Annotated in this window: 20 protein-coding genes and 3 pseudogenes; 12 read left to right on the top strand and 11 right to left on the bottom strand. The window is 49.7% G+C overall.

Annotated elements, in window-relative coordinates; genetic code table 11:
* Positions 1 to 619 precede the first annotated feature (619 nt).
* Complete coding sequence (locus NH461_RS25630; RefSeq protein ID WP_261604666.1) at positions 620 to 1,609, top strand: sensor domain-containing diguanylate cyclase; 990 nt, start codon at positions 620 to 622, stop codon at positions 1,607 to 1,609.
* A 55-nt stretch (positions 1,610 to 1,664) separates the two neighbouring features.
* On the opposite strand, the gene NH461_RS25625 is transcribed toward NH461_RS25630, so the two are convergent.
* A complete protein-coding gene (locus NH461_RS25625) occupies positions 1,665 to 2,423 on the bottom strand; it encodes a DeoR/GlpR family DNA-binding transcription regulator (RefSeq protein ID WP_261604665.1) in 759 nt (252 codons plus the stop codon).
* Between the two features lie 280 nt (positions 2,424 to 2,703).
* Between NH461_RS25625 and ltnD the strand changes: the two genes are divergently transcribed.
* The 8 genes from ltnD (at position 2,704) to NH461_RS25585 (ending at position 11,280) form a co-directional block, all read left to right on the top strand.
* On the top strand, positions 2,704 to 3,600 hold the full coding sequence (ltnD, locus tag NH461_RS25620) for an L-threonate dehydrogenase (RefSeq protein WP_261604664.1): 897 nt from the start codon (positions 2,704 to 2,706) through the stop codon (positions 3,598 to 3,600).
* Positions 3,601 to 3,605: 5 nt separating this feature from the next.
* The gene (otnK, locus tag NH461_RS25615; protein WP_261604663.1) at positions 3,606 to 4,865 is read left to right on the top strand and encodes a 3-oxo-tetronate kinase; all 1,260 of its coding nucleotides are present in this window, start codon (positions 3,606 to 3,608) and stop codon (positions 4,863 to 4,865) included.
* A complete protein-coding gene (locus NH461_RS25610; RefSeq protein WP_261604662.1) occupies positions 4,858 to 5,490 on the top strand; it encodes an aldolase in 633 nt (210 codons plus the stop codon). Before otnK ends, NH461_RS25610 begins: the two co-directional genes overlap by 8 nt.
* On the top strand, positions 5,490 to 6,266 hold the full coding sequence (otnI, locus tag NH461_RS25605; protein WP_261604661.1) for a 2-oxo-tetronate isomerase: 777 nt from the start codon (positions 5,490 to 5,492) through the stop codon (positions 6,264 to 6,266). The genes NH461_RS25610 and otnI overlap by 1 nt, the downstream gene beginning before the upstream one ends.
* Before the next feature lie 39 nt (positions 6,267 to 6,305).
* Entirely contained in the window at positions 6,306 to 7,274 is a 969-nt protein-coding gene (gene denD, locus NH461_RS25600; RefSeq protein ID WP_261604660.1) for a D-erythronate dehydrogenase, read from the top strand.
* Complete coding sequence (locus NH461_RS25595; RefSeq protein ID WP_261604659.1) at positions 7,274 to 8,764, top strand: GntP family permease; 1,491 nt, start codon at positions 7,274 to 7,276, stop codon at positions 8,762 to 8,764. Before denD ends, NH461_RS25595 begins: the two co-directional genes overlap by 1 nt.
* Positions 8,765 to 9,335: 571 nt before the next feature.
* Positions 9,336 to 9,971, top strand: a complete 636-nt coding sequence (locus tag NH461_RS25590; RefSeq protein WP_261604658.1) for a recombinase family protein — start codon at positions 9,336 to 9,338, stop codon at positions 9,969 to 9,971.
* A gap of 100 nt (positions 9,972 to 10,071) precedes the next feature.
* Complete coding sequence (locus NH461_RS25585; RefSeq protein ID WP_261600374.1) at positions 10,072 to 11,280, top strand: IS256 family transposase; 1,209 nt, start codon at positions 10,072 to 10,074, stop codon at positions 11,278 to 11,280.
* A gap of 53 nt (positions 11,281 to 11,333) precedes the next feature.
* On the opposite strand, the gene NH461_RS25580 is transcribed toward NH461_RS25585, so the two are convergent.
* From NH461_RS25580 to NH461_RS25565, 4 genes and pseudogenes are all read right to left on the bottom strand, one after another.
* Entirely contained in the window at positions 11,334 to 13,022 is a 1,689-nt protein-coding gene (locus tag NH461_RS25580) for an AIPR family protein (protein ID WP_261604657.1), read from the bottom strand.
* 239 nt (positions 13,023 to 13,261) lie between these two features.
* Positions 13,262 to 13,657, bottom strand: a pseudogene (locus tag NH461_RS25575) (DUF4113 domain-containing protein); the annotation flags it as partial.
* A gap of 208 nt (positions 13,658 to 13,865) precedes the next feature.
* Positions 13,866 to 14,372 (bottom strand): hypothetical protein, encoded by a 507-nt coding sequence (locus NH461_RS25570; RefSeq protein ID WP_261604656.1) that lies wholly within the window; start codon positions 14,370 to 14,372, stop codon positions 13,866 to 13,868.
* A gap of 35 nt (positions 14,373 to 14,407) precedes the next feature.
* A complete protein-coding gene (locus tag NH461_RS25565; RefSeq protein WP_261604655.1) occupies positions 14,408 to 16,024 on the bottom strand; it encodes a DUF6035 family protein in 1,617 nt (538 codons plus the stop codon).
* Between the two features lie 173 nt (positions 16,025 to 16,197).
* Between NH461_RS25565 and NH461_RS25560 the strand changes: the two are divergent.
* From NH461_RS25560 to NH461_RS25550, 3 genes and pseudogenes are all read left to right on the top strand, one after another.
* Positions 16,198 to 16,302: pseudogene (locus NH461_RS25560) on the top strand (helix-turn-helix domain-containing protein); the annotation flags it as partial.
* Positions 16,303 to 16,536: 234 nt separating this feature from the next.
* Entirely contained in the window at positions 16,537 to 17,496 is a 960-nt protein-coding gene (locus NH461_RS25555) for an Abi family protein (protein WP_261604654.1), read from the top strand.
* 18 nt (positions 17,497 to 17,514) lie between these two features.
* A pseudogene (locus NH461_RS25550) lies at positions 17,515 to 17,814 on the top strand (sigma factor-like helix-turn-helix DNA-binding protein); the annotation flags it as partial.
* Between the two features lie 40 nt (positions 17,815 to 17,854).
* Here NH461_RS25550 and NH461_RS25545 read toward each other — a convergent pair.
* From NH461_RS25545 to NH461_RS25520, 6 genes are all read right to left on the bottom strand, one after another.
* The gene (locus NH461_RS25545) at positions 17,855 to 18,886 is read right to left on the bottom strand and encodes an IS630 family transposase (protein ID WP_261604653.1); all 1,032 of its coding nucleotides are present in this window, start codon (positions 18,884 to 18,886) and stop codon (positions 17,855 to 17,857) included.
* A 100-nt stretch (positions 18,887 to 18,986) separates the two neighbouring features.
* Positions 18,987 to 19,598, bottom strand: a complete 612-nt coding sequence (locus NH461_RS25540; RefSeq protein ID WP_261604652.1) for a hypothetical protein — start codon at positions 19,596 to 19,598, stop codon at positions 18,987 to 18,989.
* A gap of 391 nt (positions 19,599 to 19,989) precedes the next feature.
* Positions 19,990 to 21,396 carry a hypothetical protein gene (locus NH461_RS25535; RefSeq protein ID WP_261604651.1) on the bottom strand — a complete coding sequence of 469 codons (1,407 nt, stop codon included), beginning with the start codon at positions 21,394 to 21,396 and terminating at the stop codon, positions 19,990 to 19,992.
* 245 nt (positions 21,397 to 21,641) lie between these two features.
* On the bottom strand, positions 21,642 to 21,755 hold the full coding sequence (locus tag NH461_RS25530) for a DUF4113 domain-containing protein (protein WP_410000153.1): 114 nt from the start codon (positions 21,753 to 21,755) through the stop codon (positions 21,642 to 21,644).
* Between the two features lie 363 nt (positions 21,756 to 22,118).
* The gene (locus tag NH461_RS25525; RefSeq protein WP_261604650.1) at positions 22,119 to 23,591 is read right to left on the bottom strand and encodes a Fic family protein; all 1,473 of its coding nucleotides are present in this window, start codon (positions 23,589 to 23,591) and stop codon (positions 22,119 to 22,121) included.
* A gap of 397 nt (positions 23,592 to 23,988) precedes the next feature.
* Positions 23,989 to 24,192, bottom strand: a complete 204-nt coding sequence (locus NH461_RS25520) for a hypothetical protein (RefSeq protein WP_261604649.1) — start codon at positions 24,190 to 24,192, stop codon at positions 23,989 to 23,991.
* Between the last annotated feature and the right edge of the window lie 454 nt (positions 24,193 to 24,646).

The raw sequence follows: 24,646 nt of genomic DNA, 5'->3' as shown, positions 1-24,646 counted from the left end.
GGCAGGTTTTCCATCAATAACACAATTCTGGCATTAGATAACAGAATTGTGGTGTTGGCAACCGGTGATTGCCGCAATTGTCAGTGATGTCCCCCCAGGATACGACGCCGCGATCGTGTGACAGGGTCACACTATGGTGATTCAGGCCTTAGGCGCATGCGGACACGATTGCTTGGGTGAGCAAAAGCGGGCGGCAGTGCTGGCTCAGAGCAGGGGAGCATCTGCGCCGTGTGATGAGACGATTCACGCTCAATGTTCTGCAAAGCGGGTATCGTTTGGGTGTGATGGGGTGGATTTAATGCTGGGGAGTGAGTTTTACTGTTGATAAAAGTTAAAGTTATAGTGCATTAGAAGTTCGTTCAATACCAACGCAATGGAACGGTTACAGCGGTCTTGCCGGTGCCGGTATAGGGGACTTGATTCAGGATTATTTTGAATGATGTCAGTAAAGACAGACACTACTGACAATAAAAGCAGCTATATTTATCGAAGGCAAAGGGCTTTGCTGCACTTGATGTGATCAGGCCTTACCAGGAACGGGCATGATCACTCATACGGCCACTACGCCAATCGAGATCCCCCTTTTCCGCCAAGTCAGAATAATCACGGAGTCATACTCATGAGTAAGGACAACGAGCATTACCTGAAGACAGAGCTGTATACGTTAATCAAACAAGAAACTGAAATTTTCGAGTTTCTCCAGGCGGGCTCGCTCGATGGCTTGTGGTACTGGGATTTAGAAAAGCCGGACCATGAATGGATGAGTCCGAAGTTCTGGACGTTACTGGGTTATGATCCCGCTGAGAAACAGCATTTGGCCGCCGAATGGCAGGACTTAATCTTCCCGGAAGATCTCCAGGTGGCGATCAATAATTTTGAACAACATTGTCAGGATCCCCTGCACCCCTACGATCAGATGGTCCGCTACCGACACAAGAACGGCTCCACCGTCTGGGTCCGCTGTCGGGGCATCGCAATCCGCGATCCGTCAGGAAAGCCGATCCGCATGCTCGGCGCGCACAACGACGTCACGGCACTGAAGCAAACCGAAGAAGCGCTGCGACAGAAGAATCTCGAACTTGAGCAGCTTGCACTGCGCGACCCGTTAACCTCGCTCTATAATCGACAAGCGTTCAGCGAACTGCTGGAGAAGGAGCTTGCCAGAAGCATTCGTTACCAAACCCCTTTTTCAGTCGCGGTCATCAATATCGACGACTTTAAGGCTGTTAACCATCACCAAGGGTATCAGGCCGGTGATCAGATGCTGCGCTCGGTGAGCGAAGTGCTGTTGGCAGCAGCCAGGTACAGCGATACTGTGGCTCGTCTGGCCGGTGATGAGTTTATCATCCTGATGTGTCAGGCCAGTACTCAGGAGAGTAGAACAGCCGGCGAACGCTATCGGGCAAACATTGAACTGTTTCTCAACCAGCAAAACATTAAAGTCAGTATCGGGCTGACCTCGTTCACCGCCCCATCCAATTTGTGCACAGCCCTACTTCACCCGCTCGCAAAAGAATTAATATCCCAGGCAACTCAGGCACTGGACGATGCCAAAGCAAATGGTAAGAATCAGGTCTGTCATTTCACTGACCGAACCCGGAGCCAATAACAAGCCGGCCCCTGGCGGGATCACCACAGCCCAGGTGAACCGCCTCTGAAGCCGCTTAAACCGCGATCACCTCAACCCCTCGCTCGGCAAAATCCTGAATACAGCTTTTCGGGAAATACTTATCGGTGATCACTTTATCAAAACTGCTGATATCCACGGCATGGAAGGTCGCCACCCGGCCGTATTTCGACGAGTCGCTCACCAGGTAGTTATTCTGCGCCGCCGCAACAATGGCCTTTTTGACCAGCACTTTTTCTTCGCTCGGGGTGGAAAGCCCCCGCAGGTTCCAGGAGGAGGTGGAGACGAATGCCAGGTCGATATTCATTTCACGCAGCAGGTTCGCCGCTTTTTCTCCGATACAGGATTGGTTATGGCGGTCGACTTTGCCGCCGGTGTGATAAAGCACGCACTCCGAGTTGGCCATCAGATAGGCCGCAATCGCAAAATCATTGGTGATCACCGTCAAGTCGCTGCGCTGGGTGAGTTGATGGGCGATTTCCAGGGTCGTGGTCCCGGCATCAAGATAAATCGTTGTATGCGGGCGGATCAATTCAGCGGCGTAGAGGCCAATCTTGACCTTCTCTTCCCGCTGCTGGGTGATTTTATCATCATGCGGCAGCTCGATATGGATCGATTCCGTCAGTTGCACCCCACCGGAGACCGACATCACTCGCCCGTCAGCTTCCAGCTTGGCGATATCCCGGCGGATAGTCATATGTGACACATCCAGCTGCTGGGTCAGCTCGCTAATACTGATGACTTGCTGGTTACCCAGTAACGCCAAAATGGCGCGCTGACGTTCGGCTGGAATCATATTTATTACCCATCTCTTACTCAAATCCGGAAAAAGCATAACACGTTATGCCGCCAATGTGTGAATATTTGTTAAACATTGAGAATTCATTCTCTGTAAGCCTCTGATCTCACGCTATAGCCTGCAATTAATGTCTCTTATCTCACAACGATTCACAAAAACACCCCGAAAATATGTTAATTTTTGTGACGGGCATTGCAGTAATGTTTCAATGAACGACTAGAATCACAAACATGAACATTAATTCACAAAATATAACAACCCAGAGAAGGGGAGAGAGATGAGCATAATCCAATCGGTCGCGGTGATCGGGCTGGGCTCCATGGGCATGGGCGTCGCGAAATCTTGCCTCCGTGCCGAATTCGACGTGTATGGGATTGATATCAATCCGCAGGCTTTGGAAACACTGACGACGTGTGGTGCCAAAGCAACCGCAACCAGTGCCGTGCCGTTCGCAAAAGCGCTTGATGCCGTTGTCATTGTGGTGGTCAACGCGCAACAGGTCAGAACGGTGCTGTTTGACTCGGGGCTTGCCGCGGCGCTGAAGCCGAATACCCCGGTGATGGTCTGTGCCACCATCTCTGCTGAAGATGCCAAAGCGATTGCTGCTGAGCTGGCCGTCTATGCATTACCGATGCTGGATGCGCCGATTTCCGGCGGGGCCGCGAAAGCTGAAGCGGGTGAGCTGACGGTGATGGCGTCTGGCCCGCAGTCCGTTTTTGCCCGGCTGGAGCCGGTGCTGTCCGCGGTTGCCGGCCAGGTCTATCCTGTCGGTGACGCGATCGGGATGGGCTCTACGGTGAAAATTATTCATCAGCTGCTGGCCGGGGTCCACATTGCTGCCGGTGCAGAAGCCATGGCCATGGCGGCACGCGCCAATATTCCGCTCGATTTAATGTACGACGTGGTCACGCATGCCGCCGGCAATTCCTGGATGTTTGAAAACCGGATGAAACATGTCGTCGACGGCGACTACAGCCCGACATCCATGGTCGATATTTTCGTCAAGGATCTGGGCCTGGTCGCGGAGACGGCCAAGTCGCTGCACTTCCCGCTGCCGCTGGCCAGTACGGCACTCAATATGTTTACCACGGCCAGCAATGCCGGATACGGGAAAGAAGATGACAGTGCCGTCATTAAAATTTTTCCGGGTATCACGCTGCCGAACAAGGAGTAAAAACGATGTTATTAGGTGTCATCGCGGATGATTTCACAGGCGCCACGGATATTGCAGGTTTCCTGGTCGCCAACGGCATGAAGACCATTCAGCTGAACGGTGTCCCGCAGGCACAAGCTGCGGTTGAGGCGGATGCGGTTGTGATCAGCCTGAAAAGCCGCTCCTGTCCGGTCAACGAGGCCATTGAACAATCGCTCAGTGCCCTGAAATGGTTGCAGGATCAAGGTTGCCGGCAGTTTTACTTCAAATATTGTTCGACCTTCGACAGCACGGCTGAAGGCAATATCGGACCGGTCACCGATGCGCTGCTCGATACGTTGGGGGAGTCATTCACGATTCTCTGCCCGTCGCTGCCGGTCAACGGCCGCACCGTCTATCAGGGCCATCTGTTTGTTCAGGGCTCCCTGCTTAACGAGTCAGGCATGCGCAACCATCCGGTCACGCCGATGAAAGATGCCAACCTGATGCGGCTGATGGATGCCCAGGCAAACGGGAAAACCGGACTGGTCGCGTACCACGACATTGCACAGGGAGCCGCTCAGATCGCCGCCCGCTTTGAGGCGCTCAAGCAGCAGGGCTGTCGTTATGCCGTCGTCGATACGCTCGATAATACCCACCTGGCCTCGATTGGTGAGGCTTGCCGAACACTGAAACTTATCACGGGCGGCTCAGGCCTCGCAGCCGGGATTGCACACAACTGGACGGAGTCGCTGTCTGATCAGTCCGAAGCGATGCAAGCCGGGCAGCCGGCACCCGGGCCTACCGTGATTTTATCCGGCTCCTGCTCGGTGATGACCAACCGTCAGGTGGCAGCCTACCAGTCACAGGCGCCGCATTTTGCGCTGGATGTGCAGTCGTGTCTGAGCGAGCCGCACTATGTCGATACGGTCTATGACTGGGTCGTCTCTCACCTGGGCAGTACACTGGCCCCGATGGTTTATGCCACCGCCGAGCCGGAGATCCTGCACGCTATTCAGGCAGCGTATGGTGCCCAGGCTTCAAGCCAGGCAGTCGAGCAGTTCTTCCATCGCCTGGTCCAGCGCCTGCAACAGCATGGTGTCACCAACTTCATTGTCGCCGGCGGCGAGACATCCGGTGTGGTGACCCAGAGCCTGAACGTCAAAGGCTTCTACATCGGGCCGCAAATTGCACCGGGCGTGCCGTGGGTCAAAGCAACCGATCAGCCGCTCTCGCTGGCACTCAAATCCGGCAACTTTGGCGATGAACAATTCTTTACAACGGCACAAGGGTTTATCCATGACTGAACAACAATTAAGAGCGCAGATGGTGAGCCTGGCACGCTCGATGTTCGAACGGGGCTATGCCACCGGCGGTGCGGGAAACCTGTCGCTGAAACTGCCTGACGGCAACTTCCTGGCCACGCCGACAGGCTCCTCGTTCGGCCGCCTGGATGCCAACACGCTGTCTGTGGTAGACATCGACGGGAACCACCTGTCAGGGGATAAACCGTCGAAAGAAGTCGCGTTCCACCTGGCCATCTACCGCAACAACCCGGCGTGCAACGCCATTGTGCACCTGCACTCGACCTACCTGACTGCGCTGTCCTGCCTGGAAGGGCTGGACCCTGACAATGCGATCCGTCCGTTCACGCCATACTACGTTATGCGGGTGGGGCAGTTGCCGGTCATTCCTTACTTGCGTCCGGGGGATCCGCAAATTGCCACCGAGCTGGCCAACCGTGCCGGGGATTACCGGGCATTCCTGCTGGCCAACCATGGCCCGGTGGTGACCGGGACGGATTTATGTGACGCCGTGGATAACGCCGAGGAGCTCGAAGAGACCGCCAAGCTGGCGCTGATGCTCGACGGCAAAGCAATTCGTTACCTGACGGCGGCTGAAGTAACTGATCTGAAAGGGAGAGGGAAGTAATGGCCCGTTTTGCTGCAAACCTGACCATGCTGTTCACTGAGCAGCCGTTTCCGGCGCGCTTTGCGCTGGCGCGCGAAGCCGGCTTTCAGGCGGTGGAATATCTGTTTCCGTATGCTTATGAAGCCGACGAGCTGGCCGAGCTGCTGCAAGAAAACCAGCTGGAGCAAGCACTGTTTAACATGCCGCCGGGCAACTGGGGCAGCGGCGAACGCGGCATCGCCGCCTTGCCGGGGCGTGAAGCCGAATTTCGCGACAGCGTGGCGACCGCACTCCACTATGCCAGGGTGCTGAAGTGTCCGAAAGTTCACGCCATGGCCGGGATTGTTGACGCGCGCTACAGCGATGAGCAGCACCTGGAAACGTTTGTGGCCAACATCCGTTATGCCGCAGACCAGTTTGCCGAGCATGGGATCACGCTGCTGATCGAGCCGCTCAACAGCCGGGATGTGCCGAACTACTTGATTGCCCATCAGCGTGAAGCAGCAAAGATCATCGCGCGGATTGATCGGCCGAATGTGAAGCTGCAGTTTGATGTCTACCACGCCCAGATCATGGATGGCGATCTGACCACGATGATCGGGGATTTAGCGCAGACCATCGGTCACGTCCAGATTGCTTCTGTACCGGACCGTCATGAGCCGTCAGAAGGAGAGGTGAATTACCCCCATATTTTTGCCGCGCTGGATCAAGCGGGCTACAGCGGCTGGATCGGCTGCGAATACAACCCGAAAACAGGCACCAAAGAAGGCCTGAGCTGGGTAAAACCGTACCTGTAACAGGAAGTACAAATGAGATATCACGACAAGGATAATCCTATGAACATCGTAATTACCGGTGGCGCCGGATTTTTAGGCGCCATGCTGACCCACACCCTACTGGACCGCTACCCGGACATTGCCTCACTGACAGTGGTTGATCGGGTGCCGTTGCCCGAAACCGCCCTCACTGACGCGCGCGTGACCTCTGTGGTTGCCGACATCACCAATGCCGCTGATGTCGAGACCCTTGTGGATGCTGACACCACCCACGTATTTCACCTGGCGGCCATTGTGTCGAGCCACGCAGAAGAAGATTTTGATCTCGGCGTTCAGGTCAACCTCACCGCAACGCAACTGCTGCTGGAAAAATGCCGCCAGGTCAACCCGGCGATCCGTTTTGTCTTCTCCAGCTCACTGGCTGTCTTCGGTGGTGCATTACCGGCTGTGATTGAGCCGATGACCGCCACTCAGCCGAGTTCGTCATACGGCACTCAGAAAGCCATGTGCGAGCTGCTGGTCAATGACTACGGCCGCCGGGGTCTGGTTGATGCCATCTCCGTGCGCCTGCCGACCATCTGCATTCGTCCGGGGACGCCCAACAAAGCTGCCTCTTCTTTTGTCAGCGGGATCATCCGCGAGCCGCTCAAAGGCGAGCGCTCCAACTGTCCGGTGGCGCAGGATCTGCCGCTGTGGATTTCCAGCCCGGCGACGGTGATCAACAACATTATTCACGCCAGCCAGCTACCCGCAGAGTCCATCAAGGGTTTCCGTACCTTCAACCTGCCGGGGATCCAGGTGACACCGGCCACTATGCTGGCAGCGATGGCAGACGCGGTGAGTCCGGCACGGGTGGCGCTGGTCAGCAACGAGCCGGATCCGGCCATTGCGCAGATTGTGGCGAGCTGGCCGCAGGCATTCAACAATGAGAAAGAGCTGGCGCTGGGCTTTCAGGCAGACAGTGATTCTCAATCGGTCCTGGCGATGTATCTGAGCCAGTATCCGGTCTCACAAGCGGAGGCGGTGTAATGTTACCTATTTCAGTGATTGGTTTGATTATTGCGGTATTTGTCCTGATTTTCCTGGTCCTGCGCACCCGAGTCCACGTCCTGATCGCGATGCTGGCGGCTGCCTGTATTGCCGGCCTGATTGGGGGGCTGAGTGTTGATGACACCATGGCCGCGATCAGCAAAGGCTTTGGCGGCACCCTGGGCGGGATCGGGATCGTGATCGGTCTCGGCGTCATGATGGGGGCGATCCTGGAAACCTCCGGCGCCGGTGAATCCATTGCCTACCATTTCATCAAGTGGCTGGGGAAAAAGCGGGAAGAAATGGCGCTGGCCATTACCGGTTATATTGTCAGTATCCCTGTGTTTGTCGACAGCGCACTCATTATTCTGTATCCGATTGCCAAGTCGCTGGCGAAAACCTCACAGCGATCAATCCTGACCCTGACCGTAGCACTGGCCGGTGGTCTGGTGGTGGCGCACCACTGTATTCCGCCAACACCGGGGCCTTTGGGTGTGGCCAGTATTTTCGGCGTCGACATCGCTTCCATGCTGGGTCTGGGCCTGCTGATTGCGCTGCCCTGTATCTACGGCATCGTCCTGTACGCACGCTGGCTGGAAAACCACTTCCCGGAGTACATGACACCGCCGAGCCTGGCGCATGAGTCCGAAGATCTGAAGCAAGTCCATGACAACTACATGGCGTCGAAGGCCTCGAAAACCCTGCCTTCGCTGACCAAATCCATTATGCCGATTGTCGTGCCGATTTTGCTGATCCTGGTGAAGTCGCTGATGTCACTGGCTGAAAAGCAACTGGGCATGGAAGGGCTGTCGGCCAGTGCTGTGGGGGCGACCATCAGCTTCCTGGGTCACCCGGTGATTGCCCTGTCGATCAGTACGCTGCTGGCGGTCTACACGCTGACACCGTACCTGGATAAAGCCACCACAACCCACAAACTGGAAGAAGGGATCTCCACTTCAGGGATCATTCTGCTGGTCACCGGTGCCGGTGGTGCACTGGGCAGTGTCCTGCGCGAATCGGGCGCTGGTGCTGAGATTGCCAACCAGATTGCGGCGCTGTCGATTTCACCGATCATGATCCCGTTTATTATCGCCACTCTGGTGCGCGTCATTCAGGGCAGCGGGACGGTCTCGATGATCACCGCAGCCTCGATTTCTGCCCCGGTACTGGCGGAAATGGAAGGGATCAACATGCTGTTCGCGGCATCAGCCGCCACCATGGGCAGCCTGTTTGCCGGTTACTTCAACGACAGCCTGTTTCACATCGTCAACCGCCTGATGGGTGTCACCGAGGTCCGTAAGCAACTGGTGATCTGGACGGTCCCGACGACGATTGCCTGGGCGATTGGTGGCGCACTGGTGATGATCATGAACCTGATGTTCGGGACACACGGCAGCTGGTTTGATCCGGTGGTCCCGGTGGGGGTCCTGGCAGGTTGCATTTATTTTGTAAAGTCGCAAAGTAAGCCGATGGTGGAGAAAGCTGCATAAGCGTTCAACACACCATGCCTTATCGCGAACATTAAGCAAAGCCCGCCGGTGATACGGCGGGCTTTTTGATGTCAGCACTCGGGATCTCTGTCCTGAAATCAACGCTGGACACATTCCCGGGGCAATCAAGCCAGGCACTCCCATAACACCCCAATCACACACATCCAGCACACAAAATGATGTGTAGATCTTCCAGCAAGGAAGCCGCGGCTGAACCACCTTACCTGTTAGAACAAAATAGGGCCGAAAAAATCGGTAGTACAAAACAGAGCAACCAAAAATCGGTCGTACAAAATAGGGGGCTATTTTGTCCGTCAGTAGACGAGTAAGGAAAAATTTCACGTACCCATTGTGGTCATTTTCACCTTACCGTTCGGCTAGCAAAAACCAGATCAGGGATCAAGCTGATTCGGATTGATTTTAGTAGGCTCAGCTTAACCATTAGGGTATACCCCACTGCGACCACCTAATTACGGCACAAAACCCTTCACGCGACCATTCAAATGCGATAGAATAGTTTGAGACCATCTATATGCGATATTCAGGACATTTTTGACACAAGGACGCGCCGATGTTCATCCGGGCTTACCTGCGGGCCTCCACCGACGAGCAGAATGCCGAGCGGGCCAAAGATACCCTCAACCGCTTTGCCACCGATCACAACCAGCGGATCGCCAGCTACTACATTGAGAATGTAAGCGGCGCCCAGCTCGAGCGCCCGGAGCTGCAACGACTGCTGACCGACACCCAGGACAACGACATCCTACTGGTCGAGAATATCGACCGCCTGACCCGCCTTAACGAGAGCGACTGGAAAAGCCTGAAGCAGAGCATTGAGCAGAAAGGGCTGCGGATTGTCAGCCTGGACGTGCCGACCTCCTGGCAGGCCATCGACAGCGCGCGGATGACCAACAACGATCCGATCATCAAAGCGGTGCTCGATGCCATCAACAACATGCTGATCGACCTGATGGCCGCCATGGCCCGCAAGGACTACCTCACCCGGCGCGATCGCCAGGCCCAAGGGATTGAGCGCGCCAAGGAAGAAGGCAAATACCGCGGCCGGCAGGCCGACCCCGAACGCCACCGCAAAGTGCATTACTACCGCCATGAGAAAGGCCTGAGCCTGAGCGAAGTCGCCGAAGCGACCGGCTACAGCCGATCGCAGGTGTGCCGGATTTTAGCGAAGGGTACGGAAGCGGGGTGAGGTTTCACTCCGTGTTACTAGACGGGGCAAAACCGCTGAGTGGTAGTGTTCAAAGTTTTGTGTCTTTTCCTACACTTACTGAAAAAGGGAGAGACACATCATGGCTGATAAATACGAAATCGATATCCAGGCCTTTGCTAAGGCACTCCAATCCGGTCAAAATCTCAATGGCAAGGATGGCCTGCTCACGCCGCTGATCAAGCAGATCACTGAAGCTGCTCTGGGGGCAGAGCTGGACGAACACCTGACTAAAGAGACCTCGACCAACCGCAGAAATGGCTCATCTAAAAAGACCGTCAAGACATCTTCTGGTGAGTTTGAGTTGGAAACACCGAGAGACCGAAACGGCTCATTCGAGCCGCAGACGGTCAGGAAATACCAGACCCGCCTGACAGACGAAATGGAAGGTAAGATCCTCTCCCTGTTCGCTCTGGGTAACAGCTATCAGAACATCCGAGAGCATCTCTTAGATCTATACGGCATGCGCATCTCAAATGGCACGATCAACGCCATCACCGACCGCCTAGTGCCTGAACTCAGAGCATGGCAGGAAAGGGATCTGGAGCCGCTTTATCCCTTCGTCTGGTTAGATGCAATTCACTATAAAATCAAGGAGAACGGTCGCTTCATCTCCAAAGCTGTATACACCATTTTGGGCCTGACCGTTGAGGGCAAGAAGGAGCTTCTGGGACTGTATCTGTCTGAAAATGAAGGTGCACATTACTGGCTCAGTGTATTGACCGACTTGCAGAACCGCGGCGTTAAAGACATTCTGATCGCCTCAGTTGATGGCCTGAAAGGCTTCCCTGAAGCAATCGAAACCATTTATCCCGAGACAGAGGTGCAGGTCTGTGTCATTCACCAGATCCGCAACTCCATGAAGTACGTCGCTAGCAAAAACCAGAAGGCCTTTATGGCCGATCTCAAGTGTGTCTACAAGGCTGCAACACAGAATGCTGCGGAGCAGGCGCTGGACGAGCTGGAAGCAAAATGGGGCAAGCAGTACCCGTTAGTCATCAAATCCTGGCGCAGCAAGTGGGACAATCTGTCGGTATACTTCAAGTATCCCGAGCAGATCCGGCGGGCCATCTACACTACCAATGCGGTTGAGGCGGTGCACCGGCAGTTCCGCAAGCTGACTAAAACCAAGGGCGGATTCGCCAACGAAACCAGCTTGCTGAAGCTGCTCTATGCGGGGATGTTGAAGGCCTCCGAAAAGTGGACGCATCCGGTTCAGAACTGGAACCTGACACTATCCCAGTTGAGCATCCACTTCCCGGACAGGGTCGATCAATATGTGGATCTGTGACTTACACTGACACAGAACTATGAACACCCTCCGCTGAGTTTAACACGTCATTTTTATATTTTATTTTTTAGCATACTTGTAAATTCTCTACTTCTGCTTGCATCATTGTTACTATAACCACTATCCTTTCTTGTCTTTGCAATTATCTTGCATGCCTCTATACAAAACGTTCTAAATTTATCAATATCATCAAGAATTGGCATAATCAAATCGTGTTTTTTAAATTCCTTTTTCAATATTAAATAGGTCAGGAATGCAACATGATATTTAAATTGCTTGTATTCCTTTTTTAAACTCCTTCGTTTAAACAACAACTCCAATCTATTCATTACTAATGCTGACATATAATATTGATACAAGTTTTTAGTCGAAGCAAACAAAACCTTATTATTACTTTCCATTAACTCACCAAAGTATCTGTGTGTACTTTGCGGTTGTTCTAGTATTATTGCAACATGTGATTTGACAAGACCTGCCAGTGTTACCACTTGGAAAGGTTTAATTTTAGGATTACCAAGATATTCTTTAGATCTCCTTTCATAATAAATAGGTCTTTTTAACTCACCTTCTTTTGCTTTGAAAAACTCTTCTAAGTCCTTATGGAATGGTTTTAATGATTCAAAAGCTTCATCTTTAACTTCAGTCTGTCTGTTTGTTGCTCTAATTATCTTATTGATCACTTCTTGATCATTGGTTTCAATTATTTTTACTACTATATGTGTTTCTTGTGATATATCCTCCTTGTTCTTATAAAGGATATGGCTAGATTGGCAACCATTAACAATTTGGAAATCAGTAAGTTTAAGCTTTGAACCAACTTTATCTACTTTTTTTGCAATTATTGTTATACCATTATTAAGCAATGGCAGAAGAGATTGGAAACTCATGTCCTTCAAAGTTTCGTTTATCTCTTTGTTAACCTTATTTTTTCCTTGGTAGTCCCTAACGTTATCGTAAAACAACCATTTTGACAAATTTCCATCTTTATTTGTTATTAGGTCTATATAATTGTTTACGGGCATACTACCTATAAAAGATTGCCTTACATTTAATTTGTCTGGCATATCTGGCAGAGCCACATGATTGTTAAATGGTACTTCCTTTACAGACTTTCTACTTAGTTCTCTATATGTAGCTTTGAGTCTTTCCGCATCATAGAATTCAACTTCTGCACTATTTCTAAATAAGTGCCTACCATCTAAATCTCTAAGTTCTCTTCGTACTTTACCAATAATTGGTTCTGGTTCTTTCCATTCTCCTTTTGTTACAAAAAACAGTTGTAGTAATGGTGGTTCATCAAAGTCTATAGAACAATTATAAATGTGTTCTTTTAGCTTTCTTATTAATTGAATGTCTTCATTTTCTGGCATTGAAGGTTCTTCATCAAAAAGACTTTTTACACCAAAAATAAAGTTACCGATTTGCTCACCCTTGAACCTTTCAGAATTCTTAGATTGAACCAAAGCAAATACAACATCTAATGTACCATTACGTTCTCTGAGATAGTCAATTTCTTCTACTGTCTTGACAATTGTACCATTTACAATAATTGCAGCACCATCAATAGCAATATCATCTTCCCCCCCTGTAGACAGATCCTCTATATTCAAATCCCTAGGGTAGAGTTTTGATATCACATTAAAGTTTGCAAACTTTTCAAACTTTTCGTCTTCATGTAACTCAGTATATCCATTTGATTCAGAAAATGCGGTTATAAAACCCTTTAAAATTTCATCTTTCATATAATTATTTTCCTAATTCTGCATGATTATATTCAACGCATCCGACTTTTAAACCTATCTACAAAAACAGCGATGAACATTATATCCAGTTATGTTAAATCCATACGATTCAACATTTCCATAAAACCTACCTGTCACGAGCAACAAAAGATACGCAACTGATCACACTTATGCACTTTTGATAGTATCCTTAACAAGCCGTAGATTGTGACAAGGTCACTCAGCAACGATGAGAAAACTCAACACCGTATCACCGGCAGATCCCGCCATTGGGTGGTGTACTGTGGTGACAGGAACTCGCGACGCATCGCCCACTTGGGATTAATACCCTGGGCAGCCAGGAACAGCGTATCTGAGCCGTATTTCTGATTCAGACCATCGAACACCTGCATCAGGGCCGGATCGTTCGGAGCCGGGTTGAACAAATCCGCCTGGGCATGGCGGTCGTCTTCCAAATCAATCAGCCCGACTCCGACCTTGTAATATCGCACACCCGGCACAAACAACTCCTCGACCGCCCGGGCCGCGACCTGAGACAGCAACCGACTGTCATCCGTCGGATACGCAAACCGGTACTGGAACCGCCGGCTCACCGGTTGTTCGTCATAAGGCGAGTTGCCGGCGAAGATCAGCATGTGCGACAAGAAATGGGGTGTGAATTTTCACCGCAGAAAAATCGCAATCTGCGACTGACCGATCCGGTTACAGTCCTGACTCAAACCCATAGTGAACTACAGTCTATAACGACCCGCAGGGGGCTCCGGCCGGACTGGGCTACGCGGGAGATCACCAAGCCCAATAGGAACCGCCAGCGAAAAGAAAATCTTTCGCCACCGATAAAACTCACTCTTCTTGGTACCTTTCTGTCAATTCTCTGAACACAGCGCCGTAATGATTATCAAAATACTCATTCACTTCTTCCCGTTCCTCAGAAGAATTGAAGCACGACAAGTATAATTGCCGGTCTTGCAGCAGTTTAGAAATCACCTGATCCGAAGGATTCTCAATACTCAGTCTCTGAGCCGCCATTCCAAGGGCATCAAAAAAGTCCCCGACCAATGTGCTTGCCTGGTGCACATAGGCAGACCGGATCTGCGGTAAAAGTGACAGTGCCGATTCCTCACAACCCAGCAAGCAAGCTATCGCCGACGGGCTGTCATAAGAAGCCTGGAAAGCATGCGGCAAAATTTCCCGATAATCAGCCTCTTCGTCCCAATTCAGCAAGAATAAAAATTCACGCTGCGCCCGCTGCTGATAACGCCTGGCTAATGTACCCAGTAAACAGTCAGCCTGCTTACTGAGCGCGTTACTAAAGAGTAATTCATGTACTTCCAGCACATTATCAATCATGCCGGCTGGTAACTCCGCCTCACTCAAAACCACCGTCAAATGACAATACTCCCGGTAAAGGCCAACGTTATCCAAAAGCAACAGTATCTCGGCAAGTTGATTTTCCAGCTGCCGTTCGCCATCAGAGCGGCATGCCGAATCAGCGCTAAAAGACGCTCTCTGTCTTCTTGTAATGGTCGGCTTTGAGAATGATTTAGTTCAGTAAGCAGCATATCCCTGAATTCAACCATATAGCGCCGGTGCGCAGCCCGACATACTGAATCAAGGCGCCGGGCTAATTCATCCAACTCATAATGATGTAGCTGCCTGTAGATTTTACGCCCCTGGTGACTAGACTCACTGTCGGGCACCAACGGCCTGCCCCTTACCTGGTCAATATAACCCAGGGCCATTTCCTTTAGCGTTTGCCGGTGTGATTCCCGGGCAGCTTTTTCCCTGAGATAGCGATCAACAGCTGCCCGCATCTTGCTTTCAGCCTTTGCGACCACCAACCCGACCCGTAAAGCCTGCGAGGTTGACAGCTCGTTCAGGTAATTTCCACGGCATTGCCTGATCAGCTTCCGACACCGCTCGGCCAGCACATCAGTCATATGCTCGCTGCGAAGCAAGCACCGGAGCGTGCCGAGCTCCTGCCTGACAGCCTTCATTACGGAGGCTTGCTGCATGCGTTGATGTTCTTCTTCACGCCGGGCAATGGCCTGACGAGCCGCTTCCAGATGATCTTTTGCCTGTTGCAACTGAAGTGCGGTTTTTACCCCGTACGGCAGCCTTGCTTCAGGAGCGAGGGACAGCGAATGCATACTCATGATTTCTCGCTGATAGCTGATATCAATCGAGCCAAGGGAATCATTGACGGCAAAGTGAGGATAAACCACTTCCAAGTGTAAGCTCCCCGCTTTGTCGCTTTGTATCAATGCCGCTTCGGAAAGCTCAAAAGCATTGAACTGGGCCCCGCCTCCCCCCAATGTTTCCGGCGGAGCATCTTCCCGGTAGTTGGCACCGTAAAGCAGCAGGTGAAAAGTTGAACGGTTCTTCTCCTGGCAGTCCGGACTGAACAGCCACACCAGGTTATAACCCAGCCGGCGATAGGCACGCTGGCGTTCCACCGCCGTTTCGGGATGGAGCCACCAACGGGTCAGCTCAAAAACCCAGTGGTTGCCGTCCCAATCGCGACAGTAAATATCCGGCTGCCGGCGGATATTGGTATCGTGATCCTTGCTGAAGATATAGCGCTCCGTTGTTACGGACTCCGCATCAATACGCGGATCGCGGGATAAAATCTCAGCAACCTTTTCCTTGTGGCTCAAATGCCATTGTCCCTCACCGCGAAAGACTTCGCTGTACAGCTTGCGCTGTTCGCTATCAGGATGACAAAAAGGGCAACCTTCGGCCTGTTGCTTATATTCGGGATCTTTAGTGAAATGCCGGAAATGGAGGCATTGTGTTCCTCCATTTCCGCCGGCCAGACGCACCGGTACCCGGCAGTGAGCGCAACGGTAACTACTATTGTCCTCGGCGATCTGATGCCGGATAATACCATTGGTTAAATCCGAACCTTTTTTAATCTGTTCGATTAAACGCCAGGCCAGAACCGGACGGGAATGATTACCCGACAAAATCTCCCAACCGCGATGATACCCGCTTTGCCCCATCGATAATCACTCCCTGTCACGCCTGGTTACTAACCATAACGAACTAGTTTTCAGTTAGTTATAATTACCGCATCCGCCACACAATATGCAACCAGCATCAAACAGACTTCACCGAACTGTGAACAAAGCGTCCTTGACTGGAATCTAATCATTCCCGCACAGGTACTTTCTTGTACCGCCATGAGAAAGGCCTGAGCCTGAGCGAAGTGGCCGAAGCGACCGGTTACAGCCGATCGCAGGTGTGCCGGATCTTGGCGAAGGGTTCGGAAGCGGGGTGAGGGGGTCACACTTCCCCTTTCTCATTCACATCAGCCAACTCGTCCTTTAAGGGCGGGTTAGCGTGTATGAGATGAAGGGTAAGCTTTTGATATGACAGATACAAAAAAGCCCGCTATTCGCGGGCTTTCCTGATAGAATCGTTGCAACTTAGTTCGCAGGGGCTGTCTTTCGAGAGCTTACCTGAAAAGTATTCCAAGTGCTTACATGGCAATTCTAAGAGATCGACCAACATAATGCAAGCTGCAGACTACCAACAACTTCAACATGATATCTCGCTACCGCGGCTATCCAGTTACCAGCATTTCTTTCAGCCCGACGAACCCAAAGCGCTCTATGGTTACTACTGTTGGAACGAAGCCATTTCATCGGCTTTTTTCAGGTTGATTGGTATCGTCGAGATCACGCTCAGGAACAAAATACACCGGGCACTCAGCCAGCACTATCACAATGGCCAGTCTAACGGTTCCGAGCTGAGCAATGACTGGTATAATTTTTTGGATCTGAATGCTCACTCAGAAAAGAAGATTTTGGCTGTCACGCACAGGTTTAAAAAAGGGAAATGGCACCCCAAACAGCCTGCACTCAGCCATGATGATGTTATCTCGCGCATGACCTATGGTTTCTGGCCCAAAGTGTTCGATATCCGACAGGACAAACAAAACAATGCAGTGCCATGGGGGAAGATCATTCCCAATGTCATTCCTCACCACCGCCAAAAAAGTGAAGGGTATTGGAAAAAAATCAAACACCAGGACATTCTTTACGCCCGATTAGAGCTGATTGGTTCACTGCGGAATCGTATTGCACACTTTGAGCCAATATGGAAACAGGGCGATCTGTTCGAGGAAACCCGTGAACGTCAAAACAAAAAGCCCAAATTAATCATACCAGCACCAAGTAACGCAGCTGAAGCCATGGAGCGGCTCATTCTGCTTCACAGCAGAGCCCAAGAGCTACTCGGCTGGCTTTCACAAACACAACTAAAAAGCTATCAGCACAGCTACATCTACCGTCAACTGAACTGGCTATTAAGCCAAGACGGGATGGATATCTATATTCGCCAACATAGCCAAAAGCAGTTGAGCCCAACAGTCTTTAAGCGACAATTTACATCCATCATCAAGCAAGAAAACACGGTGAGCATTGTAAAAAATGGCAAGGTTTCCGGCGTATTTTATCCCTCAACATCCTAAGCTGACACAACGCGGATGACCCACAACGATCCGATCATCAAAGCGGTGCTCGATGCCATCAACAACATGCTGATCGACCTGATGGCCGCCATGGCCCGCAAGGACTACATCACCCGGCGCGACCGCCAGGCCCAGGGGATTGAGCGCGCCAAAGAAGAAGGCAAATACCGCGGCCGGCAGGCCGACCCCGAACGTCACCGCAAGGTGCATTACTACCGCCATGAGAAAGGCCTGAGCCTGAGCGAAGTGGCCGAAGCGACCGGCTACAGCCGATCGCAGGTGTGTCGGATTTTAGCGAAGGGTTCGGAAGCGGGGTGAGGATTCACCCCGTGTTACTAAATAGCTGATCCTAATAGTGCTACATTTTGATAATCCCATGCCCGCCTCCTGGAAATGGTGATACGTTGTCCATGAAGAGCTTCACCTGCCGAAGAAGTTGCCACATATAGCTACATTTGTGGTTCCGTGTGATGGTTTCATGCAGCGCATTCCACAGCCGCTCGATAACATTGACCCAAGGCGAATAAACAGGCTGAAACAGCAAAATGAACTTGGGATTTTGTTTTAGCCAGGCTTGTGTTTTTCGGCTCTTATGAATGATGTAGTTATCCAGGATAAGTGTGATCGTTTTTGCGCCACGATAGTGGCGCTTGAGTTTCTCTAACATCGCGATGAATAACTCTGAGTTTTTGCTACAGCTGCTGACATATAACACCTTGCCTGTTGCCGAATGAAGCGCTCCCGCAAGATAGTGTTTTTCATTTTTTCCCGGTGTCGGGACGCGTTTTTGCTGGCCTTTCATCACCCAATCAGCACCGATTTTAGGGTTTAAATTGATATCAACTTCATCCTCGTAAAAGACAGGATGTCTTGCAGAGCAATTGGCTAAGGCTTGATTGATTTTATCCATCTTTTCAGTGCGATGCGGATCTCTGATACAGAGTGTTGGCGCTGCTCGTCGCCAAACAATGCCAGCTTTAGGTAACCAGCGACGGACAGTTGAGGCGGCAACGGATGAACGAAACAATTTGTTCAATTCCAGTGTCAGCAGCTCGGTACTCCAGCGGCTTCGCTGATATCCTAAATCCTGTGGTGATAGCTGAATCAGAAGTACTAACATAGAAAGCATTTCATTCATGGGTAACAGCGGTGGACGGCCGGTATCCATTGATTTCAACCCGTCCATACCACACTCAGTAAACCAGTTAATCCAGCGTCCGATAGAGGAGCGAGCAGCACCAGTCAGGGCATGAACTTCAACGATAGACTTACCATCATGCAGGGCAAGAAGTGCAATTAATCGACGGGCAAAACCTTTATCTGCTGTTGATTGAATCGCTTTGTGCATTCTTCGACGTTCCGGACGTGGAATCGGTGCTATGATGGCCATTGCTCAGTCCTCTGCGTGGATATGATTTGGTGTGGTAACTGATCAGATCGCACAATTTGGACTGAGTTCCCTTCCCTGAAAGATCTACTATTAGGAACAGCTATTTAGACGGGGTAGATATTTCATTCAAAACATCACGAATACGAGATTCTCTTTGATCTTCTGTTGCAGCAGATTTCAACTCATGCCATGAGTCAAATTTGGTGTGTTTAGAAATGTATAATTTCCATTCATCAGATTCTAAATCAGTTTCTGATGACAATGGTAAATTAGCTGATTCAAAAAGATCACTATGACGAGTAAAAGAAGAATTCCGGGATAAAAAATCGTCGGATATTAAATCTTCTATATCAATAGAAAACTTTAACTTTTTTGATCCAATCCTGTTACATGTAGAACAAAGAGTAAACTCACCAGAGTTTAAAACCCATAAATGCGATTTCATTCTTTTTGTAATTATTTTATTGCAGCAATAGCAATATACTTTTGGGGCGCTTATTTCTTTCATTTTTTTGCCATAACAAGCCTTACAAATAGCGTGTCTGTCATCATCTTCATTTAGGTAATATCGGTTTTGTTTTTTATGACTTATAGTTTTTCTACAAAAATAACAAGATGAGTGTTTTGTAGAAGAATAATAGTAAATCAAAACAATAACAGATATCACACCTAATAAAAGCTTCAACCCTAATTCAAAAGCTTCATAATCCATAGAAAACCTCTAATGAACATTACATCCAGTTATGTTAAATACATACGGTTCAACACCTTCTGAAAACCTACCTTTCAAGTGCCACAAAAGATACGCAACTGATCACATTTATGCATCTTTGATAATCAGCTTAACAATCCGCAGGTTGTGACAAGGTCACTCAGCAACAAAGAGAAAGCTCAACACCGTATTACCGGCCAATCCCGCCATTGGGTAGTGTACTGCGGTGACAGACACTCACCATGTAGGCGACACAAGGACGTAGGGACACCATGAAAAAAACCTGAGTAAAAGGACATAAAATAGATGAATTAGCAAGTTTCACCCCGATATTATTCGGGGCGATTAACTAATATCTTAACTATAAATAAGATGGCTATATTATAAATATCTATTCAGTTACTTCTGTGTTTGAATTTTGTTTTTTTGGAACCTTAGCTTTATTTAATGATTTACCTGAAATTTCCATCTGACTTGAGCCAAAAGGTAGTTTAATCTTTTCAGCGCTACGTACTAAAGCGGAGGCTAGTTGATCTGCTGGGTGGTCTATGACTTGATTATCCTGATTTCTGTCTTGAAACAAGCCATCTGTTAAAGAGTTTAGTAACCGTTCAGGAACGTCTCCATCTTTCTTGTCGTTCCATTCTAAGCACATCTCAACAGCCAGATGAGCACGATTAAGATCACGAACAAACTGCTGATTTTCCAATTCTTGATGAGCTATCTTGTTAGCCCAAGAATTGAACCATTTAATTAAGTATAGAATTGATGAAACGAATAATGTCGAGCCTAGGAAAATCCTAATATACAAAAACCAAATATACTTTTGATCTATTCCTATAGCCAAACTAATTCCAGATTCAACTGATTTTAAATTAGTTGAATCTGGTATTTTTGTTAATATACCATCAATATTTGAAGAAATAACACTCCTCGTTTCTTGTAATTCATATACCGTAAACAACACAGTTAAAAAGCCAACGATAACAAGAATAAATGAAAAAATTAAAGTTCGATTAGTGTATACGCCCACACTGGGTGAGAAATTAAACTGCCTTGCCTTTTCTTGAACATCCTCAAGCATTGAAATTGTCGTTTTTCTTCTAGCCGTAGTATTGTCAGCATCATCAATCTGCTGTTGACGCATATCAAGCTCTTTATTTCGCTCAGAATATTTAGTTTCAAGCTGTTCTTTCTTAGCACGATAATCTGCATCTAGTTTTTCTTTTCTTTCATTAAACTTATCAGATTGTTCATTTATAAAATTTTGCTTATCACTTTCAACTTTTTGAGAGAATTTTTGCTGCTCACAAATAAGTGATGCATTAAGGCCTTCTAATTTAGTTAATACTTGATGATGAGCAGAAAACACATCGGATTGCACATCTCCAGAAGGATTCACTGATATTTTTGAAAGCAGGATTTTTTCAACATGTCTAAGCAACATCAAAACATTTGGTGTTAAAGATTTATTTGGCGTAGCAATCAAATCAATTAAAGTATCTGCTCTTCTACGGTACGATATTGTGCAATTAACAATGCTAGAATCTGATATGGTAATGGTATTAATCGTACTTGAAATGTCCTCCCCATTTTTTATTAATTTCAGAAAATCATCATTTAACGTACCTTTATCATTAAAAGATGATTCACTTATTACAAAGCTAGTGTTGGCTATATTAATCGAAACTTGAGTATTTCCACTAAGTCCAAGTTCTTCTTTTTTTAAAAATGTCTCGTCGATAAACACACGAAGCAAGTAGTTATCACTAACTCTGGGTATTGAAAACTCAGCCATTTAGTTCCCTTTAATTTTAATAAATCTTTATAAATCAACATTATAGGTGTTTATGCTACCTTTCCACTAATATTAAACACCTTCAAAAAACCTACCCGTCATGTGCCACAAAAGATACGCAACTGATCACACTTATGCATTTCTGATAGATTGCTAAGCAATCAGCGTATTGTGACAAGGTCACCCAGCAACAATGAGAAAACTCAACACCGAATCACCGGCCAATCCCGCCATTGAGTGGTGTATTACGGTGACAGGCACTCGCGGCGCATCGCCCACTTGGGATTAATACCCTGGGCAGCCAGAAGCAGCGTATCTGAGCCGTATATCTGGTTCAGGCCGTCGAATACCTGCCTCAAGGCCGGGAAGATGTGTGAGATAAAGCAGGTTACCCACCGGGCGTTTCAGGGGAGTGTTGGTTGAATCACGAAAAGAGGCGTTAAGCGAAGTGCAAGCAAATGCTGGCTTGGTCCCAACTATCCACGGCCTTGGCACCTCAGCCAAGTTATACCGACCCGAAGCGACTGGGCTCAGGCCTGCTATCCACAATTTCCGGGGATAACCCTCAGCGTTTGTAAGAAGTGCCGCCGCAACGGTTATTCCGCCTGAATCACCCATTCTTTGATTCAGAAAGGCATCGCGTTTTTCCCCGGCATATTACAATCCGGACAATATCTGTATCGGGTGCCCGAAAAAGCTCATGGAGCTGGTCGATACGGAGCTCAGTCGCTCAAGACTTCATCGGCGATCTCATTAATCAACGACACTTCCTCAACACTGAGTTCCATTCGCTTGCCTTTGCGACGACTCAATTGACCGTCATTTTGCAGCACAAAGGTGACCACGGCACGCAGCTCATTGGCACTCAAATCCAGCGCCTGATCCAGTTGCTGGTAAAGCTTATCGGCCAGCTGCAGCGTATCAATCTCTTTGGGCAGAATCTCAGTGGTGACCCGGTTGATGACATTGGACAGCCAGGTGGTGTATTCGGTTACATCGAGATCGCGGAAAAAGTCCCGGTTTTCGGTTTCGATGAACAGTTGGTGATTGTCCAGAATATACTGGGTGATCCCCTCGATTTTGGCGGAGATCAGATTCAGGGTGTCATAGTAGCTGTTAATTTCCGCCAAAATACCGTTGGAGACCGGCAGCACCAGCCCTGGCGGCAAAATCTGGTTGCGGGCCAGCGCCTCCTGAATGATATAGCGCGACAGGCGGCCGTTACCGTCCATGAACGGATGGATGTAGACAAAGGTTGCACTTAAGATCCCGGCCTGGACCGTGGCCGGGATTTCCGACTGCGCAAGACACTCATACAACTCGAACCATCCTGCCATCAGCCCTTCGACATATTCAGGCCGGGCGGTCGGCAGCTCGACACTGAACTGACTACCGCCGATCCAGTTCTGCTCCAGACGATAGTCCGTCTCCGGACGGCGCTCTTTGATGATCGCCTGAATGGTGATCAAGTTGTCTTTGGTCAGCGGCGACTTCCCTGCCCGCAACAGCGCCTCGTTAAAGCGAATAAACTTGCTTTTGGAAAACGACTCTTTCTCGATCTCGCCTGATGCCCGGGTCTCCCGCGAGACCAGGTAGCGCGACGCCCGCGCAATCGTCTCGGCATCCCAGGTATTGATCACCGCATTGGTTTTCTCGCCCAGCTGCTCGGGCGTGGCCGCGGACAGTGCCGGCGTTTTGCGCACGATCGCGGTATAGGCTGCCGTACCGATAATGTTGTTCTTTAACCGGTGCCGGGTACTGTTCACCGGCGGGCAGGTATAGTACTCGTCTTCATTGAGGATTTTGACGTAGGGAACCGGGCGGCAGTCTTCCAGCTCCAGCGGCTCACCAGACAGCCATTCACACAGAAACCAGACAATCCGTAACCACTTCGAGGTCGGCTTGTCCCTGACGGCCTGCTCGACATGGGTGCGAAAATCAGGGTTGGCACTGAGCGCCCGAAAATAGGCCACCTCGACCCCTTCCCGCTTCAGGGCCACCACGGCATGCAGGGCAGGATTTTCATTGGCCGGCCGTTCGATATTGAAGTTTTGCAGAACCGTATTGTGGGTGATCCGGGTATCGGCGCCCCGCGTTCCGACCAGCCCGCCGGTGTAGGATTTCAGGTGCCGCTCAATGACAGCCAGACCATAGTGCCGGCGCAGCCACTCGTAGCCGATCGGATTTTCTTTCATGCCTACCCTATCTCAAAATCATTCTATTCCTCCAGATTATACTCATTAATGAATCACATTTGATGCAAAATCATAAATCCTAAGCCATCGATTTATCATTTTATGGATACCAATGGCCAAAATTTAGCATTTTAGGGATGAATAGAATGATTTATGCCAATGGATCCCAGGCCATTAAGATTTGTACGACATCGGACGGCGCTGCGCATGATGGTCGCGAAACATCAGAGGGCAAAAACAGGCGACGCTCTGCAGGGCGGCATGATCCTTGAAGGTGAGGTGTTCTCAGGGTGACCGAAAGATCAGCGATAGACAGCTCATCAGGAGAAGCGAAACAGCAACAACAGAGACTGGCAATACCGGCAAACTTCGTCGACAGTCTCTCAATACGGAAAAGTTAAGTCAGTCGGTTGGTATGCTCAGCTACATAGCGATGAAACGGTCCGTGCTGCACGCGTTTCAGGTTCAATACATATTTTAATTCTTGCCCCATACCGACCAAAATCTCACGGTTGCTTTGAGACTGACTTTTTTCCACTTTTTTAAGGTGGTAATTCAACTCATGGTCTTCTAAAAAATTCACATAATCATGATCATTCATGTTCTGATCCTTCTTTTATGGACATGATTGCCCACTAAAAATTTAGACGTCACTGACCAATCTCTCAATGATAATTCAATCATTAGCGCACAAATTTCGCCGCCTCACATAGTCACTCAGGGTGCTCGGCGCGGCATCGATCAGCCCACCCCGCGCTAAAAAACTGCGAACGCTGAACACACCGCAGCGACGAACATGAGCCAGGCATAGGCTGACCGCCATGTTCTGGCCGGCCAGGGTGCGCAGCGTTCATTTCACCCTTGCCGGGCAGGTTATTGCGGGCAAAGGATCAGAAGGCAGCGGGAAGACGATGCGCAAAAACCGCCGGGAGAAAACCCGGACCATGAAAACAAGGCCACAGTGTTAGCGGCACTTTGCTGCGTACGGCGAAAGCTCTGCCAGCCCTGATTGTGATCCGAAGGGCCGAGACAATTGCGCAGCGCTGTTTTGGCTC

Origin of the sequence: Photobacterium sp. TY1-4 (assembly GCF_025398175.1) — a bacterium.
Lineage (GTDB): Bacteria > Pseudomonadota > Gammaproteobacteria > Enterobacterales > Vibrionaceae > Photobacterium.
The sequence above is the reverse complement of the archived record's forward strand: the minus strand, read 5'-3'. Positions and strand labels throughout refer to the sequence as shown.

What these genes read in the sequence shown, in the direction of transcription:
- NH461_RS25520 (WP_261604649.1), bottom strand. Translation starts at nt 24,192, where the DNA reads ATGAATGATCATGATTATGTGAATTTTTTAGAAGACCATGAGTTGAAT.
- NH461_RS25590 (WP_261604658.1), top strand. Translation starts at nt 9,336, where the DNA reads ATGTTCATCCGGGCTTACCTGCGGGCCTCCACCGACGAGCAGAATGCC.
- ltnD (WP_261604664.1), top strand. Translation starts at nt 2,704, where the DNA reads ATGAGCATAATCCAATCGGTCGCGGTGATCGGGCTGGGCTCCATGGGC.
- NH461_RS25545 (WP_261604653.1), bottom strand. Translation starts at nt 18,886, where the DNA reads ATGGCCATCATAGCACCGATTCCACGTCCGGAACGTCGAAGAATGCAC.
- otnI (WP_261604661.1), top strand. Translation starts at nt 5,490, where the DNA reads ATGGCCCGTTTTGCTGCAAACCTGACCATGCTGTTCACTGAGCAGCCG.
- denD (WP_261604660.1), top strand. Translation starts at nt 6,306, where the DNA reads ATGAACATCGTAATTACCGGTGGCGCCGGATTTTTAGGCGCCATGCTG.
- NH461_RS25540 (WP_261604652.1), bottom strand. Translation starts at nt 19,598, where the DNA reads ATGGATTATGAAGCTTTTGAATTAGGGTTGAAGCTTTTATTAGGTGTG.
- NH461_RS25610 (WP_261604662.1), top strand. Translation starts at nt 4,858, where the DNA reads ATGACTGAACAACAATTAAGAGCGCAGATGGTGAGCCTGGCACGCTCG.
- NH461_RS25630 (WP_261604666.1), top strand. Translation starts at nt 620, where the DNA reads ATGAGTAAGGACAACGAGCATTACCTGAAGACAGAGCTGTATACGTTA.
- NH461_RS25625 (WP_261604665.1), bottom strand. Translation starts at nt 2,423, where the DNA reads ATGATTCCAGCCGAACGTCAGCGCGCCATTTTGGCGTTACTGGGTAAC.
- NH461_RS25555 (WP_261604654.1), top strand. Translation starts at nt 16,537, where the DNA reads ATGCAAGCTGCAGACTACCAACAACTTCAACATGATATCTCGCTACCG.
- NH461_RS25525 (WP_261604650.1), bottom strand. Translation starts at nt 23,591, where the DNA reads ATGAAAGAAAATCCGATCGGCTACGAGTGGCTGCGCCGGCACTATGGT.
- NH461_RS25570 (WP_261604656.1), bottom strand. Translation starts at nt 14,372, where the DNA reads ATGATTGATAATGTGCTGGAAGTACATGAATTACTCTTTAGTAACGCG.
- NH461_RS25535 (WP_261604651.1), bottom strand. Translation starts at nt 21,396, where the DNA reads ATGGCTGAGTTTTCAATACCCAGAGTTAGTGATAACTACTTGCTTCGT.
- NH461_RS25565 (WP_261604655.1), bottom strand. Translation starts at nt 16,024, where the DNA reads ATGGGGCAAAGCGGGTATCATCGCGGTTGGGAGATTTTGTCGGGTAAT.
- NH461_RS25585 (WP_261600374.1), top strand. Translation starts at nt 10,072, where the DNA reads ATGGCTGATAAATACGAAATCGATATCCAGGCCTTTGCTAAGGCACTC.
- NH461_RS25595 (WP_261604659.1), top strand. Translation starts at nt 7,274, where the DNA reads ATGTTACCTATTTCAGTGATTGGTTTGATTATTGCGGTATTTGTCCTG.
- NH461_RS25580 (WP_261604657.1), bottom strand. Translation starts at nt 13,022, where the DNA reads ATGAAAGATGAAATTTTAAAGGGTTTTATAACCGCATTTTCTGAATCA.
- otnK (WP_261604663.1), top strand. Translation starts at nt 3,606, where the DNA reads ATGTTATTAGGTGTCATCGCGGATGATTTCACAGGCGCCACGGATATT.